Here is a 15,774-nt window from a genome sequence, read left to right on the forward strand (position 1 = left end):
TCGACCACCACGTCGACGACTACATCGCCCGCGCACGACTCAAAACCGCAGCCTGAAAACCTGACTCAGTTGTTCAGATTCTCGAACCCAAGGATCTAGGGGTACGCCGCGACGGTCTCCAGGATCTCGTACGGCGGCTGGCGGCGCGGGTCCTGGTAGGGGCGCAGCGGCGCGGTGGTGCCCCGGTGCGTGGCGCCGCCCTCCCAGTCCTGGAACGCGGCCAGGCTGGTCCACTCGCTCATCACCACGAAGCTCGCCGGGTCGACGGCGGAGCGCAGCAACTGGTTGCCGAGCAGCCCGGGCGTCCCGGCCAGCGCCCGGCTGACCCGGTGGTACGCGTCCCGCACCGCCGCGCCGTCGCCGTCCACCCGGTGCCAGAGGAGGATCCGGACGCTCATCACATCCCCCCGTCCACGGTGATGGTCTCCCCGGTGACACAGCGGGCGAGGTCCCCGGCGAGGAAGAGCACCGCGGCGGCCACCTCCTCGGCGGTGCCCGGTCGGCCCAGCGCCACCGGCGGGTGGGTGTCGGCGGCTCCCGGCGCCCGACCCGCCGTGACGGGCGGCGTGGGCGCGGCGGCGGGACCGAGGCCCTGCATGGCGGTCCGCACCCAGTGGCCCTGCGTCGCGCTGCCCAGCCAGTGGCCCTGCGGCGCGGCCACCGGCGCCTGCGGTGCGGGCGTCCCAGCGTTCGCCTGGTCGAGGGCGATGCGCCCGACGCCACCGCGTTGACCCGGATGCCGTCCGGTCCGAGTTCCCGGGCCAGCGCCCGGGTCAGCCCGAGCACGCCCGCCTTCGCCGCCAGGTCGTGCGCCCGGGCCGCCGCCGCGCAGGGCCGCCGCCGAGGTCAGGTTGACCACCGAGGCGCCCGTCCCGAGCAGCGGCAGCGCCTCCCGGGTGACCAGGAACATCCCGGTCAGCGTGCCGTCGAGCACCCGCCGCCACTCGGCCACGGTCAGCGCGGCCAGCCGGGCCGACCCGCTCGCGGTGTCCGCGTTGACCAGCACGTCCAGTCCGGAGAGCTGCCGCCGGCACACGTCGAGCAGCTGGGTCACCTCGTCCGGGTCGGTGACATCGGCCCGGACCAGGTGGTGCGGGCCGCCCCGCTCCTTGAGCCGGACCCGCAGATCCTCGACGCTCGCGACCTCCGCGCGGTACGCGGCCACCACCGTCGCCCCGGCTTCGGCCAGGGCCAGCGCGACGGCCCGGCCCACCTCCCGGTCCACGCCGGTGACCAGGGCGCGCCGGCCGTCCAGCCGGGCACCGGCCCGCCCGCCCGCGCTCACGCCGGCCGGCATTCGAGCACCGCCCACCGCCCGGCCGTCGGCTCGCCGACCAGCTCGAAGCCGCCGGCCAGCAACAGCTCCCGCCACTGCGCCAGGTCGCGTTCCCGACCGCCGAAGCGCAGCAGCATGTCGATGTCGAGGAACTTGCCGTGGTCCCACGCGTTCAGCGGCGCCAGCACGTGCTCCAGCACCAACAGGCGCGCCTCGGCGTCGGCGCCGATCGCGGCGCGGATCCGGCGCAGGATGGCCAGGGCGTCCTCGTCGTCCCAGTCGTGCAGCACCGCCTTGAGCACGTACGCGTCGAAGCCGCCGGGCAGCTCGCCGAAGAAGTCGCCGGGCCGCACCTCGGCCCGGTCCGCCACGCCCCGGGCGGCGAACACCCCGGCCGCCACCTCGGCCACGTGCGGCTGGTCGACCAGCGCGCCACTCACCGCGGGATGCCGGTGCAGCAGCTCGGCCAGGAAGTGGCCCCGGCCGCCGCCGATGTCGGCCACCCGGGCGAAGCGCCCGAAGTCGTACGCGTCGAGGAACTGCCGGGTGGTGGTCGCGCTCATCCGGGTCATCGCCCGGTCGAAGACCGCGCTCACCTCGGGGTGCGCCCGCAGGTGGTCGAAGAACCCGGCGCCGAAGAGCTCCGGGAAGACCGGCTTGCCGGTACGCAGGCTGTCGACGATCCGCCCGTACGGCGCCCACATCTCCTCGGCGCCGTTGAACAGGATCATGTCCCGCTGGCTGTGCGGCACGTCGGCGCGCATCGCCTCGGCCAGCTCGGTGAGCGCGAACTCCCGGCCCTCCCGCTCGGCGAAGACGCCGACGGCGGCGGCGCAGCGCAGCAGCCGGTACAGCGCCCCCGGGTCGGTGTCGGTACGCCGGGCCAGCTCGTCGACCGGCAGCGGTCCGCCGGCCAGCGCGTCGGCGACCCCCACCTCCGCCAGCGCGTAGATGACCTGGGAGATGCGCTTGCCGCTGGTGAGCAGGAGGAGCCGGGCGGGTGCCGGCAACGGCGCGTCGCCGAGCCCGGCCACCGCCTGGGCCCCTCGCCAGTTGCTGTCCATGGGTTCTCCGTTCTCGCCGGGTGTGTGCCGGCGGACCGACCGGTGCCCCGGCCACCGACCGCCACCGGCGACGGTGCCGCCACGCGCTCGAGAACCGGTCAGGACGCGATGGTGCCCGGCGCTCCAGTCGCCCTCCAGATCGGCTCCACCGGGGTGGCCGAGCATGGTCGCCGATCCGCCCGGCCGGGACGTCCGGGCGGCCGGCAGCCGCGGCGGGCCGCCGTGGCGGGGAGGGAAGGACGATATGACCTGGATATCGGGGCTGCTCGGGGTCTCCGCGCTGGTGGCCAGCGGGATCACCGCCGGGGTGCTGTTCGCCGTCGCGGTGAGCGTGCTGCCTACGCTCTTCGCGCTTCCCGCGGGCACCTACATCCGGGTGCACCGGCTGCTGGGCAAGGGCTACCACCCGGTGATGCCGATCGTGGTGAACGTCGGCATGGTCGCGGACTTCCTGCTGGTCCCGGTGGCGCTGGGCCGGAACAGCGGCAGCTGGCTGCTGTTCGTGGTCGCCGGGCTGCTCCTGGCCGCCAGCCAGTTCGTCTCGCACCTCGGCAACGTGCCGATCAACCGGCAGGTCAAGCGGGTCGACCCGGACGCCGTACCGGCCGACTGGTCGGATCCGCGGCCACGGTGGCAGGCGCTGCACCGGACCCGTACCTCACTGGCCGTCGGCGCGCTGGTGCTCAACGCGATCGCGGTGGTGACGCTGTGAGCGCCCCCGCCCCGGCGGTCGACCTGCTGGGCCTGGCCGGGCGGCGGTGCCTGGTCACCGGGGGCACCCGGGGGATCGGCCGGGCGGTGGTGCACGCACTGCTCGACGCCGGCGCCTCGGTGCTCACCTGCCACCGGGGCGACCCGGCGGCGGCCGTCGCCCTGGCCGGGTCGACCGACGTACCGCAGCGGTTGCGGGTGGTGCGGGCGGACCTGACCGTGCGCGCGGACCGGGAGCGGCTCGCCGCCGCCTGCCGCGACGAGTTCGGCGGCCTGGACGTGCTGGTGAACAACGCCGCCGTCGACGGTGGGACGCCGTTCGCGGGGATGTCCGACGAGGAGTGGCGGCGGGTCGTCGACGCGGACCTGACCGCGGTCGCCGCCACCACCCGGGCGGTCCTGCCGCTGCTCGGTCCCGGCGCCTCGGTGGTCACCGTCGGCGCCGCGCTGGCGCTGCGCGGCGCCCCGGGCCGCAGTCACTACGCCGCCGCGAAGTCGGGGCTGCTCGGCCTCTCCCGCTCCCTGGCCAAGGAACTGGGCCCGACCGGGATCCGGGTGAACACGGTCGCGCCCGGCCCGGTCGCGTCGCCCGGTGCGGAGCCGCCCCCGCCGCTCGCCGCCCGGCTGCGCGCGATGGCCGCGCTCGGCCGGCAGGCCACCGCGGCGGAGGTCGCCGACGTGGTGCTCTTCCTCTCCGGCCGGCTCTCCGGCTACGTCACCGGCACCGTCGTCCACGTCGACGGTGGCATCTGACCAGTCCGACCCACGACCTGAAGGAGTGACCATGCCGTTCGGTGCCATCAGCTACGGAGTGAAACCCGGCCACGAGGACGAGATCGCGGCGATCTTCTCGGCCGGCAGCTTCCAGCGGGCCTCCTCGCCGACCCTGCGCGACCCGGCCGGCGCGGTGGTCGGTCGCCTGCTCGCCACCGGCCTGTTCATCCAGGACACGGACATGGTCCGGGTGATCCAGTTCGAGGGGAACGGCGCCGCGATCGCCCGGCACATGGGCTCCCAGCCGGGCGTGCACCGGGCGGAGCAGCAGATCGCGCCGTACCTCGCGGAGGCCCGGGACACCGGCACCGTCGAGGGCTTCTCCGCCCACTTCAGCCGGGCCAGGATGCGCCCGGTGCAGCAGCACGTCCGCCGCGACGACGTGGCCACCGCGATGCTCGCGCTGCGCTGGCCGGTCGTGCCGGACGCCGCGCCGGAGATCGGCGGCGCGCTGGCCACCACCCCGCCGATCTCCGCCGAGGACGGTCCGGTGCTGGCCACCGCGGCCTTCGTCCGGGACCGCACGCTGGTGCGGATCTACCAGTACGAGGGTGAGCTGGCGGCGGCGCTGGAGCACATCACCGGCTGGGCGGGGCGGGCGCTGGAGTGGGAGCGGCTGCGGCCGTACGTGCTGGGTCCGGTGGTGGCCCTGCCCGCCCCGATGCGGTGCATCTCCCAGCTCTCCGTGCTCAGCCTGCCGGCCGCCGCCCGCGGCGCCTAGCTCCTGTCCGGTCGCCTCGTCGGACCACCCACGCCCCGGCACCGCCCCCCGGTGCCGGGGCGGCTTGCCGTGGCCGCGTCGGCGCCCCCACACCACCAGCCGCGCGCCAGATCGCCGAGACAGCGGCATGACCACCCCCGGACACCGCCACCTCGGGGACACGGAGTCGATCACGCCCGCCCAGCAGGCTGGAGCGCGCCGGTCGGTCCGGCCCGGGGGCGGGCGCGCCGACGCCGCGCGAGGTCGCGCGGGCGTGCGGCGTGCGGAGCGCCCGGGGATCAGGCTGCCGGGACGCCGGCGGTGAGCAGGCGGCCGATGCGGACCCGGCGGGCGACCAGCACCAGGCCGGCGGCGAGCGCGACCACGGCCAGCGCCGTGTAGTACGGCGGCTGCGGCAGGCTGGGGGCGAGCTGCCCGATCCGGCCGCCGACCGCGGCGCCCACCGCCGCGGACAGCCACCACAGCCCCATCATCTGGCTGCGGTAGAAGGCCGGGGCGGCGGTGCCGGCGGCGCTGATCCCGACCGGGGCGAGCGCGAGCTCCCCGGCGGCCTGGAGCAGGAAGACCAGCAGCAGCCAGACCGGCGACACCGGCGCCTCGGCGGCCGGCACCGCGACCACCGCCATCACCAGGTAGCTTGCCGCCACCAGGCCGAGGCCGAGCGCGAACTTCACCGGTACGCCCAGCCGGTCGCCGAGGCGTACCCAGAGCCAGGCGGCCAGCGGCGCCACGGCGAGGATGAACAGCGGGTGCAGCGACTGGAACCAGCTCGCCGGCACCAGGAACCCGAACACCTCCCGGTCGACGGATTCCCGGGCGAACTGGCTGAGCACCGAGCCGGACTGGGTGAAGATCATCCAGAACACGGCCGAGCTGAGGAAGAGCCGGATGAAGCCGTACACCCGCAGCCGCTCGACCGGGCTGATCGCCGGGTGCCGCAGCAGCCGCCGGAACAGCACCACCGGGACGCCCAGCACGGTCAGCCCGAGCGGGATCAGGGCGTGCTCGACGCGCAGCGTGCCGGCCAGCGCGTCGGCGCCGAGCAGGGCGGCCACCACGGCCACGACGTATCCGGTCCGGCGGAACAGCCGCCGGCGCGCGGCCGCTCCGATCGGGTGCGCCGGGTGGGCGCCGACCTGTCCGAAGTGCCGGCGGCCGAGGGCGAACTGGAGCACCCCGGCGTACATGCCGACGGCCGCGGCGGCGAAGCCGAGGTGCCAGTCCACGGTCTCGCCGAGGAAGCCGGTGACCACCGGGGCGATCAGCGCGCTGACCTGGATGCTCATGTAGAAGATGGAGAAGGCCGCCTCCCGGCGGGTCACCTCGCCGTTGCCGTAGAAGTCGCTGAGCAGGACCCCCATGTTGGGCTTGAGCAGCCCGGTGCCGGCGATCAGCAGGCCGAGCCCGGCCCAGATCGACCAGGCGCCGGGCAGCGCCATGCAGGTGTGCCCGGCGGCGATGACGAGGCCGCCGTACAGGGTGGCCCGCCGGGCGCCGAGCAGCCGGTCCCCGATCCACGCGCCCGGTACGGCGGCGAGGAAGACCATCGCCATGTACAGCCCGAACAGCGCGGTCGCGGTGCCGACGCCGAGGCCGAGGCCGCCGTCGGCGCGGGGCGCCACCGCGTACAGGAAGAGGATCGCCTGCATGCCGTAGAAGCTGAAGCGTTCCCACATGTCGGTGAGGAAGAGGGTGACGAACCAGCGCGGCAGGCCGGCCAGGCGGCCCGGCGCGGTCGTCGGCGCCGGTGGCGCCAGTTGGATCCGTGTCATCGATGCGTCCTCCGTGGCCGGTCCGGCGCGGGAGGCGTCCCGCGCCCCTGTCGGCGGAAGGCTCGCACCGGCGACTCGACGGGGACTGGACGGCTGCTCGACGGCGGTGGAGGGCCGGCGCGCGCGGACCCGGCGGGCGCGGCGGTGGGTCAGACGCCGACGGCCCGGCGGATGCGGACCAGGGCCTCGCCGAGCGCCTGGCGGCACTCCTCGATGGCGTGCGCGTCGGCGGCGTTGCCCTCCTGGAGGGCCCGGCGGGCGTCCTCCCGGAACCGGTCCACCATCTTCTCGACCTGGCGGGCGTTGCGCCCGAAGGCGAAGTAGTCGCTCCACTCGTGGCGCCACTCGGCGCCCCAGGAGAGCGCCTCGCGCCACTCCCGGGGGCCCCAGTCCTCCGGCCCCGTCGCGTGCCGCTCCGGCTCCGGCGCCGCCGGTGCGCGCTCCGCGTCGGCCAGGCCCGCCGCGGTCCGGTCCTCCGCCGCGGTCCGGTCGGACGCCTCGGCCTCGGTGCCGGTGGGTTCCGGCCCGCCGGCGGTCGGCTCCGGCTCGTCGCCCCGACGGAACCAGCCGCGCCGGTTCTCCGGGCTCCGCACCCGCCGGCCGCGCCGGGCCTCGGCGCGCAGCCCGGCCGCCTCGGCCCGGATGTCGGCGTCGGCCTCCCGGGTGATGTCGGCGATCGAGCGGTCGATCTCGCGGGACAGCTCGTCCAGCTCGGGTGCGCGGCGGCGGAGTTCCTCCTCGCCGCCCGAGGTGATCCGGTAGACCTTGCGGCCGCTCTCGTCGACCTCCCGGGAGACCAGGCCCTCGGTCTCCAGCCGGGACAGTCGCGGGTAGACGGCGCCGGCCGAGGGGGCGTACGTGCCGGCGAAGGTCTCCTCGATCAGCTTGATCACTTCGTAGCCGTGCCGGGGCTGGTCCCGCAGCAGGGCGAGCAGGTAGAGCTTGAACTGCCCGTGGCCGAACGGGGATGTGGGTGCCCTCATCGCTGCTCCTCGGTCCCGATGGCCGGTGCGGGTGCCGCCGGTGGCGGGGTGGGCGTGCCGGATCCGGCCTGCCGGACCAGCGCGACCTGACCGGAGACCGTGGTGCCGCGGACGCGGACGGCGTGCGGCGCGGTGCCGCGGCGCAGCCGCAGCCCGACGGTCGCGCCGCCCTCGCCGGAGGCGTGGCTCTCCAGCCCCGGCGTGCCGTCGGGCAGTTGGGTGACGACCGACCCGCCGTCGGTGGTCAGCTCGACGTCGAGGCTGGCCCCGTCGTCGTCCGGCACGCCGACCAGCAGCGGGCCGAGACGGCGGCGAGGTCGAGGGCGACCGGCTCCCGGCCGGTCACCACGGTCACCTCGCCGGAGACCGTCTCCAGGTGCGCGTGGCCGGTGCAGCCGCGGGCGAGGATCCGGGCGGAGACGGTGCGGGCGCGCAGCTCCGGGCCGGTGCGGTCCACCACTATCTCGCCGTTGAGGCTGGTCAGCCGGGTGCTGCCGGAGAGGCCGACGGCGATGATGCCGGCGCCGACGGTCTCCACCTCGACCTCGGTGCCGGCGGGCAGCGCCAGCGCCAGGCGGCACTTGCGTCGGAAGGCCGGCGGGAAGTCCCGCCACCAGGGCCGGTGCAGCCCGTGGTCGTGACGCAGTTCCAGCAGGTCGCCGGTCAGGCTGACCCGCAGCGGCGGGCCGTTGAGGTCGGTCAACTCCAGCAGCGGGGGGCCGCTGGTGAGGTCGACCTCGCCGCCGACGACGCGGATCCGGACCCGTCGGGCCGGCGGCAGCTCGAGCCGCTCGCCCTCGCGTACCTGCCACTCCTGCACGCCACACTCCTTCGGGCCGACCGCCTGTCCGGAACCAGCATACCCACTATCGCGATAGTGGGACGCGCTATATCTCGTCAGAGGCGACGGGGCGCGTGGGACCACCCGCGCGCCCCCCCGCGGTCGGCTCAGGCGGTCCGGGGCAGGCCGGCGTCCCAGAGCCGCAGCTCGAACTCCGCGGCCCGGGCGAAGAGGGCGGCGAGCCGCTCCCGCTCGTCCGGCGTGGCGTCCGCCCCGACCGCGTCCGCCCGTTCCAGCGTGGCCTCCACGATCGGCAGGTACGCGTCGTGCAGCAGCGTGTCGATGAACTTGCGGTACGTCCGGTCCGGCGAGCCGCGCCGGCGCAGCTCCTTGCTGAACTCGGCGTGGAACCACATCCGGGGCAGCGTCGCCACCACCACGTCGGCGTACGCGCCGGTGTGCGCGACGGCGGTGATGAAGTCGTCGTACGCGGGATCGACGGTCTCGCCCGGCTCGGCCGCCTTGCCGCCGAGCATCCGCAGCACCGCCACGCTCTTGCCGGTCGCCGAGTAGCTGGAGCCGATGGCGATGCCGGCGAAGTGCGACAGGTCCGCCAGCTCCGGCGCCCGGGCGGCGAGCAGGGCCTGTGCCCGGGCGAAGGTGCCCAGGTGGACGATGTCGGCCCGGATCAGCCGGGCGAGGTCCGCCTTGGGCAGCGTGCCGTCGCAGATGCCGACCGGTACGGGGTGCGCCAGCAGCGCGTCGAAGCTGGCCTCGCCGGCGGCCCAGAGTTCCTTGCGAAATGACATCTCGTTCCTCTCACAGCGGTACGGGTCGCGGCCGGCGCTCGCCCGGCCGCCGGGACTCCGGTGCGCGGTCAGTCGTCCAGGTCGAGCCGGACCCGGTACATGTCGAGCCAGGAGTTGAGGGTGAGCACCTGCTCGATGTGGGTGCGGTTGACCCAGGCGATCGGGCCGTTCGCCAGCTTGGCCGGGGAGTCCAGCAGCCGCCGGGCGGCGGCGACGTCGACCAGGGCGTGCGCCGGCTGGCCCGGGTCGTCCAGGATCTCCCGCAGCGACTCGCTCAGGTAGCGGGTGTAGAGCGGGTCCTGGGTGACCGGGAAGGGGCTCTTCTGCCGGTCCAGCACCTCGGCGGGAAGCAGGTCCAGCCCGGCCGCCCGCAGCAGCGCCTTCTCCCGGCCGTCGTGGCTCTTGAACGCCCAGGGCGCGTTGAAGACGTACTCCACCAGGTCGGGGTCGGTGTACGGGACGCGTACCTCGAGCCCGACCGACATGCTCAGCCGGTCGTCGCGGGTGAGCAGGTGCTGCAGCCAGCGGGACAGGTGCAGGTGGGTGATCTCGCGCATCCGCTTCTCGGTGCCGGTCTCCCCGGGCAGCTGCGGCACCTCGGCCAGCGCCTCCCGGTACCGGTCGACGCTGTAGGTCTCCAGGTCCAGCAGCTTGAGCAGCCCCGGGTCGAACAGTCCGCTGCCGAGCCCCGGCCCCTCGCAGAAGTGCTGGTAGAAGGCGATCCACGGGAAGGCCTCCCGGTGGATCAGCTCGGGCACCCAGGCCCAGTGGTAGCCACCGAAGACCTCGTCGGCGGCCTCGCCGCAGAGCGCCACGGTGGCGTGCCGGCGTACCTGGTCGAAGAGCACCCAGAGTGAGGCGTCCATGTCGCCGAGCGGCGTGGGGCGGTCCTGCGCGGCGATGGTGCGGCGGCGGATCTCGGGATCGGCGAGCCGTTCCGGGGTGATCACCACCGGGGTGTGCCGGGAGCCGACGTGCTCGGCGACCATCCGGGCGAACGGCGCGTCCGGGGTGTCGCGGACCTCGTCGGCCCGGAATCGCTCCGTGTACCGGGTGAAGGTGACCGAGAAGGTCTGGATCGGCTCGGCGCCGCGTCGGGCCCGGGCCTGCGCCGCGAGCGCGGTCATCACGCTGGAGTCCAGGCCGCCGGAGAGCAGCGATCCGACCGGTACGTCGGCGACGAGCTGGGCGTCGACCACCTGCTCCAGCTTGCCGCGGATGGTGTCCACGGTGGTCGGCAGGTCGTCGGTGTGCGGCCGGGAGGCCAGCCGCCAGTAGCAGCGGTGCCGGACGCCGGTGGCGTCCACGGTGACCACGTGCCCGGGACGGACCTCCTCGACCCCGGCGAAGACGGTGCGGCCGGGGGTCCAGACCTGGGTGAGGATCTCCCGCAGGTTGTCGGTGTCGGCGCGGGCCTCGAGCAGCCCGGTGGCCAGGATCGCCTTGATCTCGGAGGCGAACAGCAGCTGCCGGTCCGGAGTGCGGTGGTAGAAGAGCGGCTTGACGCCGAGGTGGTCGCGGACCAGGACGAGCTTCTCGGTGCGGATGTCCCAGACGGCGAAGGCGAAGATGCCGTTGAGGTGGGTGCCGACGTCCTCACCCCATTCCAGGTAGGCGCGGAGCACCACCTCGGTGTCGCCGTCGGTGTGGAACCAGTGGCCCCGCCCGGCCAGTTCGGCGCGCAGCTGCCGGTAGTTGTAGAGCTCGCCGTTGTAGCTGAGCACGGCGAGTTCCCGACCGTCGGCGTGGGCGTCATCGGCTGGGTGCTGGCGGCCAGGTCGATGACGGCCAGCCGGCGGTGGGCCAGGTGGGCGTGCGGTGCGGTCCAGAGGCCGTCGGCGTCGGGGCCGCGGCAGGCGAGGGTGCCGGACATCGCGGTCACCGGTGACCGGTGGGTGGGCAGGGTGCGTTCGAAGTCGACGAGACCGGCGATGCCACACATGCGCGTGCTCCCCCTGAGTTCGTTGGGCCGCCCGGGTGACGGCCCGGACGCCGGACGCCCGGCGGGCGCGGGCCGGCGGGTGGCGTCGCCCGCCGCCGACCGGCTGATCCTCGGGCGCGTCGCTCGAGTCCCGCTCGGCCCGCGATCCAGGGGGTGTTCGAGCGGGCGTCGACCGGGGCTTCAGCGCCGACTGGCACAGTCGCGACTGTCTCGCGACACTCGCGACCGGTCGCCGCGGACGGCGTTTTCGCAGGTGACGAACGACTTTCCGTCACTCTCTGGAACCGTCTTGACCTGTTCCGCAGTTGCGATATAGCGTGACTGGCCGAGAGAGTTGTATCGCGATATCCCCGTCGAAGGAGTCGTCATGACCGACAACAACGCCCAACCCCGGGTCGGCACGCGGCCCGAGGCGCCACCCGACCGCCGGCGCTGGCTGGTGCTGGTCATCCTGCTCGTCGCCACCTTCATGGACCTGCTCGACGTGACGATCGTGGCGATCGCCGTGCCGTCGATCCAGCAGGACATCAGCGCCACGTACACCGCCGCCCAGTGGGTGCTGGCGGGTTACTCGCTCGCCTTCGCGCTGCTGCTGATCACCGGCGGGCGGCTCGGTGACATCGTCGGCCGGAAGCGGATGTTCCTGCTCGGCATGGCCGGCTTCACGCTCGCGTCGGCGCTCTGCGGCCTGGCCCCCAACCCGGAGGTGCTCATCGCCTCCCGGGTGCTGCAGGGCGCCATGGCGGCCATGATGGTGCCGCAGGTCATCTCCTCGATCCAGGTGATGTTCTCGCCCAGGGAGCGGGTGGCCGCGTTCAGCGTCTACGGCGGCGTCGCCGGCCTGGCCACGGTCAGCGGGCCGCTGCTGGGCGGCCTGCTGATCAAGGCGGACCTCCTCGACCTCGGCTGGCGGACGATCTTCCTGATCAACGTCCCGATTGGACTCGCCGCGCTCGTCGGCGCGCTGGTGTTCATGAAGGAGCTGCGCACCCCGCACGCCCTGCGGCTGGACCTCACCGGGGTCGGCATCATCACCGTCACCATGCTGCTGCTGGTCTACCCGCTCATGCAGGGCCGGGAGAAGCACTGGCCGACCTGGATCTTCGCCATGATGGCCGCGTCCGCGGTGGGCCTGGTGGTGTTCGCCGCCCACCAGCGGCGGCGATCCGCCCAGGGCGGCTCGCCGCTGGTGCCGATGGAGCTGTTCAAGGAGAAGGCATTCGTCGGCGGGCTCCTGGTGAACCTCGTGTTCTTCGCCGGAATCGTCTCCTTCTTCCTGGTCTTCATCATCTATCTCCAGGCCGGCCTCGACAAGTCGGTGCTCGCCGCCGCGATGGCCAACCTGCCCTGGTCGGTCGGCATCGCGCTGGCCAGCGGCGCCTCGTTCCAGCTCGCCCCGAAGCTCGGCCGGACCGTGTTGCACATCGGTACCGCGCTGATGACCGCGTCGATGGTCGCCATCATCCTGACCATCCAGTTCGTCGGCACCGACGTCTCGGTCTGGCACTTCGTCCCCAGCATGTTCGTCGGCGGCGTCGGCATGGGGCTGGTCGCCCCGCTGCTGGTGGACGCCGTCATCTCCGGCGTACCGCACCACGAGGCCGGCTCCGCCTCCGGCGTGCTCAGCGCCGTCCAGCAGGTCGGGGGCGCGCTGGGCATCGCGCTGATCGGTGTGATCTTTTTCGGCCTCCTCGGTGACCGGGCGCAGGGCGTCGCGGAGGCCAACACCGCGCCGATCCGCGCGGCGCTGCAGTCCGCCGGCGCACCGGTGGACGCCCAGCGCCAGGCGGTGGACGGCTTCGTCCGGTGCTTCGTGGACCGGTCCGCGGAAGAGGACCCGACCGCCGTCCCGGTGAGCTGCCGGAACACCGACCAGGCGGCGCCCGCGGCGGTCACCCGGGCGTACGCCGAAGCCGCCACGGACGCCGGCGGGAGTTGTTCAGCGACGCGATGAAGCTGACCGCCTGGTACAACGCCGGCGTCTTCCTGCTCGCCTTCCTGCTGGTGTTCAGGCTGCCCCGCCGGATCAACGTGCACGCCGAGGCCGAGGCAGGCCTCGACGAGGACGCGCCGGCCGACCCGGCCGACTCCACCCGCGTCCACTAGGGCCTCCGCCCTCGCCGCCGCAGGTGGCGGCCGTCCAGACAGGCCGGTGTCGGGGGCCTGCGCGCCCCGCGCGGTCCCCCCGGGCTCCCGACACCGGCCGCCCGCCCCCGCCTATCGGAGAGGACAGCTGTGTTCGAGCCGTCGATCCCCGCGTACGACGACAACTTCAACTACGACTTCATGGTCGCCCTGGTCCTGCTCGGCTACTGGGCCCTGCTCGCCCGCCGGTTGTACCGGCTGCCGCACGCACCCACCGCCGCCCGGCTGCGCCGGTCGAGCCGCCGACTGGCGATCGCCGCCCTCGTCGGGGCGCTGTTCGTACCGGCCCGGCTGGTCACCTCGCTGGTGCTCTACGGGTACGGCTGGCACTTCGCCGCCGACCGGCTGCTGATCGGCGTACCCCTGGTGGCGCTGCCGACGCTGGCCACCCTGCTGGTCACCGTGCCCGCGCTGCACCGGCTCGGCCGGCCGTCGCCGGACGACGCCGAGGAGGTGGCCGCCCCGCCGGCGTCCCGCGCGCGGCCGCGCCGCGGGTGTCGTTCCCGGCCCGCGCGGTCGCCGTCGGCGGGCTGGTCTCCTTCGTCATGATCCTCTTCGCGCCGGCTCCGCCGCTGCTGGCGCCGGCGCTCGTCAGCTACGGCGTGGTGGCCCTGGTCCTGGTGGTGATCTGGCGCCGGCACGCCGACCGGGTGCGGGACGGGGTGGTGCGACCGCTGCCGCGCGGCGCGGCCCGGGCGCGCCGGGTCGCGGTGGCCACCGCGGCCGTCCTCGTCCTGGTCGGCGGCTACGCCGGCTGGGACTGGCAGACCAGCAAGCTGCCCGACGACTACCGCATGACGGAGCAAGCGATGACCTATGGCACAGGCCCCGGACCGGTGGACCACTCGGCGCACTCGCACGGCGCCGGCCTGCCGGACCGCCCGCTGACCCAGTTCACCGGCCCGGCCGGCAAGCCCGACAAGCGGTTCACCCTCGTCGCCACGGACGCCAGGCTGAAGCTCAGCTCCGGCGCCACCGTCGACGCGACCGCCTTCAACGGCCAGATCCCCGGGCCCGAGCTGCGGGTCCGGCAGGGCGACCTGGTCGAGGTGACCCTGGTCAACCGGACCACGGACACGCCCACCACGGTGCACTGGCACGGGCTGGACGTGCCCAACGCCGAGGACGGCGTCGCCGGCCTCACCCAGGACGCCGTGCCGCCGGGTGGCAGCCACGTCTACCGGTGGCGCGCCGGGCAGGTCGGCACCTACTGGTACCACTCGCACCAGGCGTCCTCGACCCAGGTCCGGCGCGGCCTGTTCGGCCCCCTGGTCATCGATCCGGCCCCGCCGGCTCCGGCCGGGGTGCGCGAGTTCGTGGTCGCCGCGCACGTCTTCGACACCGACAAGGGCGACACCAGCACCCTCAACGCCGCCGACACCCTCCGGCGGGAATCCGTCCCGCCGGGCACCCCGGTCCGGATCCGGCTGATCAACGCGGACAACTTCCGCAAGTACTTCACCCTGGCCGGTACGCCGTTCAAGGTCACCGCGGTCGACGGTGGCCCCGTCAACGCCCCCACCGACCTGTACCGGACCAAGCTGATGCTCGGCGGCGGCGGCCGGTACGACCTGGAGTTCACCATGCCGTCCGCGCCGGTCCGGCTGACCGACCTGGCCGCGGTCGGCGCCGGCCTGCTGCTCAGCCCCGACGGGCAGGGCGAGCTGGCGCCGCTGACCGACGGGCCGGAGTTCGACGCCACCCGTTACGGCAGCCCGGCGGCCACCCCGTTCGGACCGGACAGCGACTTCGACCGCAGCTTCGACCTGGTGCTGGACAACCGGCCGGGGTTCTACGACGGCCAGCCCTACTACCTGTGGACGATCAACGGGCACGTCTCGCCGCACGTGCCGATGCTGATGGTGCGCGAGGGCGAGCTGGTCAAGGTGACGATCAGCAACCGCAGCTTCCTGGAACACCCCATGCATTTGCACGGCCACCACGTTCTGGTGCTGAGCCGCAACGGCCACCGGGCCACCGGCAGCCCACTCTGGCTGGACACCGTCACCCTGCTCTCCGGGGAGTCCTACGAGCTGGCCTTCCGGGCCGACAACCCCGGACTGTGGATGGACCACTGCCACAACCTCAAGCACGCCGCGATGGGCATGACCATGCACCTCGGCTACGAGGGAATCAGCACCCCGTTCCACGCCGGCCGGGCCACCGGCAACACCCCCGATTGACGTTCTCTCCGCCCTAACGGACGGCGATTCCCTCCACGCTGCGCGTGGCACACGCCGCGTCCGGGTGGATTACCGCTTCGCCGCGCGGTGCCACCATCGCTGGTGGTCTGACCCGCGCTCCACGGTCGTTTAGGTTGTCCGCCCGTCCGGCGGCCAACACGTTCATCGCCGCGTTGATGTCCCGGTCGTGGTCGGCCCCGCAGGGGCAGGTCCACGACCGGACATTCAACGCGATCTTGTCGTTAATCCGCCCACAGTCGGAGCACATCCGGGTCGACGGGAAGAACCGGTCCACCCGGGCGAAGGTCCGCCCGTACCTGGCGGCCTTATACTCCAACATGCCGGTGAAGTCGGCCCACCCGGCGTCGTGTACTGACTTGGCGAGCCGGGTGCGGCCGAGACCGACGACGCACAAGTCCTCGACGTACACCGCTTGGTTGTCGCGGATAATCGCCGTGGACAGTTTGTGCTGCCAGTCCCGCCGAGTGTCGGTCACCCGCGCATGAGCACGAGCGGTACGTATTCAGCTTGAGTGAGCTGGGGGCATCCACGGTCCGGTGGTGAACAGCTGTTTGAGCACGTCGAGTGCGTCCAGGCCGTGCTTGGCGGCGGT

Annotated in this window: 17 protein-coding genes and 1 pseudogene; 7 read left to right on the plus strand and 11 right to left on the minus strand. The window is 73.8% G+C overall.

Going from position 1 to position 15,774, the window contains the following annotated elements:
- Window positions 1-95: 95 nt before the first annotated feature.
- From JNW87_RS21210 to JNW87_RS21220, 4 genes and pseudogenes are all read right to left on the minus strand, one after another.
- Entirely contained in the window at window positions 96-398 is a 303-nt protein-coding gene (locus tag JNW87_RS21210) for an antibiotic biosynthesis monooxygenase (protein WP_201749425.1), read from the minus strand.
- The gene (locus tag JNW87_RS41610; protein ID WP_375373529.1) at window positions 398-598 is read right to left on the minus strand and encodes an SDR family oxidoreductase; all 201 of its coding nucleotides are present in this window, start codon (window positions 596-598) and stop codon (window positions 398-400) included. The genes JNW87_RS21210 and JNW87_RS41610 overlap by 1 nt, the downstream gene beginning before the upstream one ends.
- A 237-nt stretch (window positions 599-835) precedes the next feature.
- Window positions 836-1,297: pseudogene (locus tag JNW87_RS41615) on the minus strand (SDR family NAD(P)-dependent oxidoreductase); the annotation flags it as partial.
- Window positions 1,282-2,340 carry an acetylserotonin O-methyltransferase gene (locus tag JNW87_RS21220; protein WP_238454254.1) on the minus strand — a complete coding sequence of 353 codons (1,059 nt, stop codon included), beginning with the start codon at window positions 2,338-2,340 and terminating at the stop codon, window positions 1,282-1,284. The pseudogene JNW87_RS41615 and the gene JNW87_RS21220, both read right to left, overlap by 16 nt.
- A gap of 163 nt (window positions 2,341-2,503) precedes the next feature.
- Between JNW87_RS21220 and JNW87_RS21225 the strand changes: the two genes are divergently transcribed.
- From JNW87_RS21225 to JNW87_RS21235, 3 genes are read left to right on the plus strand one after another with little or no spacing between them, the layout of a single operon-like run.
- Window positions 2,504-3,052 (plus strand): DUF1772 domain-containing protein, encoded by a 549-nt coding sequence (locus JNW87_RS21225; protein WP_238454255.1) that lies wholly within the window; start codon window positions 2,504-2,506, stop codon window positions 3,050-3,052.
- Window positions 3,049-3,804, plus strand: a complete 756-nt coding sequence (locus JNW87_RS21230; RefSeq protein ID WP_238454256.1) for an SDR family oxidoreductase — start codon at window positions 3,049-3,051, stop codon at window positions 3,802-3,804. The genes JNW87_RS21225 and JNW87_RS21230 overlap by 4 nt, the downstream gene beginning before the upstream one ends.
- Window positions 3,805-3,835: 31 nt before the next feature.
- Window positions 3,836-4,546: a SchA/CurD-like domain-containing protein gene (locus JNW87_RS21235; RefSeq protein WP_161557744.1), complete on the plus strand. Its 711-nt coding sequence runs from the start codon at window positions 3,836-3,838 to the stop codon at window positions 4,544-4,546.
- Between the two features lie 278 nt (window positions 4,547-4,824).
- Here JNW87_RS21235 and JNW87_RS21240 read toward each other — a convergent pair whose 3' ends face one another.
- The 6 genes from JNW87_RS21240 to asnB form a co-directional block, all read right to left on the minus strand.
- Entirely contained in the window at window positions 4,825-6,318 is a 1,494-nt protein-coding gene (locus JNW87_RS21240; RefSeq protein WP_238454257.1) for a peptide MFS transporter, read from the minus strand.
- Window positions 6,319-6,467: 149 nt separating this feature from the next.
- Window positions 6,468-7,301: a PadR family transcriptional regulator gene (locus JNW87_RS21245; RefSeq protein ID WP_109799755.1), complete on the minus strand. Its 834-nt coding sequence runs from the start codon at window positions 7,299-7,301 to the stop codon at window positions 6,468-6,470.
- On the minus strand, window positions 7,298-7,585 hold the full coding sequence (locus JNW87_RS21250; protein ID WP_238454258.1) for a hypothetical protein: 288 nt from the start codon (window positions 7,583-7,585) through the stop codon (window positions 7,298-7,300). The genes JNW87_RS21245 and JNW87_RS21250 overlap by 4 nt, the downstream gene beginning before the upstream one ends.
- The gene (locus JNW87_RS21255; RefSeq protein ID WP_238454259.1) at window positions 7,546-8,121 is read right to left on the minus strand and encodes a hypothetical protein; all 576 of its coding nucleotides are present in this window, start codon (window positions 8,119-8,121) and stop codon (window positions 7,546-7,548) included. Before JNW87_RS21255 ends, JNW87_RS21250 begins: the two co-directional genes overlap by 40 nt.
- A 128-nt stretch (window positions 8,122-8,249) precedes the next feature.
- Window positions 8,250-8,891: a hypothetical protein gene (locus JNW87_RS21260; protein WP_238454260.1), complete on the minus strand. Its 642-nt coding sequence runs from the start codon at window positions 8,889-8,891 to the stop codon at window positions 8,250-8,252.
- Window positions 8,892-8,959: 68 nt separating this feature from the next.
- A complete protein-coding gene (asnB, locus tag JNW87_RS21265) occupies window positions 8,960-10,615 on the minus strand; it encodes an asparagine synthase (glutamine-hydrolyzing) (protein WP_238454261.1) in 1,656 nt (551 codons plus the stop codon).
- Window positions 10,616-11,200: 585 nt separating this feature from the next.
- Here asnB and JNW87_RS21270 point away from each other — a divergent pair.
- The 4 genes from JNW87_RS21270 (at window position 11,201) to JNW87_RS21285 (ending at window position 15,161) form a co-directional block, all read left to right on the plus strand.
- Complete coding sequence (locus JNW87_RS21270; RefSeq protein WP_238454262.1) at window positions 11,201-12,787, plus strand: MFS transporter; 1,587 nt, start codon at window positions 11,201-11,203, stop codon at window positions 12,785-12,787.
- On the plus strand, window positions 12,784-12,939 hold the full coding sequence (locus tag JNW87_RS21275) for a hypothetical protein (protein ID WP_238454263.1): 156 nt from the start codon (window positions 12,784-12,786) through the stop codon (window positions 12,937-12,939). The genes JNW87_RS21270 and JNW87_RS21275 overlap by 4 nt, the downstream gene beginning before the upstream one ends.
- 129 nt (window positions 12,940-13,068) lie before the next feature.
- Window positions 13,069-13,527, plus strand: a complete 459-nt coding sequence (locus JNW87_RS21280; RefSeq protein ID WP_238454264.1) for a hypothetical protein — start codon at window positions 13,069-13,071, stop codon at window positions 13,525-13,527.
- Window positions 13,473-15,161 (plus strand): multicopper oxidase family protein, encoded by a 1,689-nt coding sequence (locus JNW87_RS21285; RefSeq protein ID WP_238454265.1) that lies wholly within the window; start codon window positions 13,473-13,475, stop codon window positions 15,159-15,161. Before JNW87_RS21280 ends, JNW87_RS21285 begins: the two co-directional genes overlap by 55 nt.
- Before the next feature lie 13 nt (window positions 15,162-15,174).
- Here JNW87_RS21285 and JNW87_RS21290 read toward each other — a convergent pair whose 3' ends face one another.
- Window positions 15,175-15,657, minus strand: coding sequence for a transposase (locus JNW87_RS21290; RefSeq protein ID WP_238454266.1), 483 nt, complete (start codon window positions 15,655-15,657; stop codon window positions 15,175-15,177).
- Between the last annotated feature and the right edge of the window lie 117 nt (window positions 15,658-15,774).

Source organism: Micromonospora sp. ATA51 (assembly GCF_016802855.1).
Taxonomy (GTDB): domain Bacteria; phylum Actinomycetota; class Actinomycetes; order Mycobacteriales; family Micromonosporaceae; genus Micromonospora; species Micromonospora sicca.

Coding starts and splice junctions, on each gene's coding strand:
- JNW87_RS21210 (WP_201749425.1), bottom strand. CDS start 398: ATGAGCGTCCGGATCCTCCTCTGGCACCGGGTGGACGGCGACGGCGCG.
- JNW87_RS21275 (WP_238454263.1), top strand. CDS start 12,784: ATGAAGCTGACCGCCTGGTACAACGCCGGCGTCTTCCTGCTCGCCTTC.
- JNW87_RS21245 (WP_109799755.1), bottom strand. CDS start 7,301: ATGAGGGCACCCACATCCCCGTTCGGCCACGGGCAGTTCAAGCTCTAC.
- JNW87_RS21220 (WP_238454254.1), bottom strand. CDS start 2,340: ATGGACAGCAACTGGCGAGGGGCCCAGGCGGTGGCCGGGCTCGGCGAC.
- JNW87_RS21225 (WP_238454255.1), top strand. CDS start 2,504: ATGGTCGCCGATCCGCCCGGCCGGGACGTCCGGGCGGCCGGCAGCCGC.
- JNW87_RS21235 (WP_161557744.1), top strand. CDS start 3,836: ATGCCGTTCGGTGCCATCAGCTACGGAGTGAAACCCGGCCACGAGGAC.
- JNW87_RS41610 (WP_375373529.1), bottom strand. CDS start 598: ATGCAGGGCCTCGGTCCCGCCGCCGCGCCCACGCCGCCCGTCACGGCG.
- JNW87_RS21260 (WP_238454260.1), bottom strand. CDS start 8,891: ATGTCATTTCGCAAGGAACTCTGGGCCGCCGGCGAGGCCAGCTTCGAC.
- JNW87_RS21240 (WP_238454257.1), bottom strand. CDS start 6,318: ATGACACGGATCCAACTGGCGCCACCGGCGCCGACGACCGCGCCGGGC.
- JNW87_RS21270 (WP_238454262.1), top strand. CDS start 11,201: ATGACCGACAACAACGCCCAACCCCGGGTCGGCACGCGGCCCGAGGCG.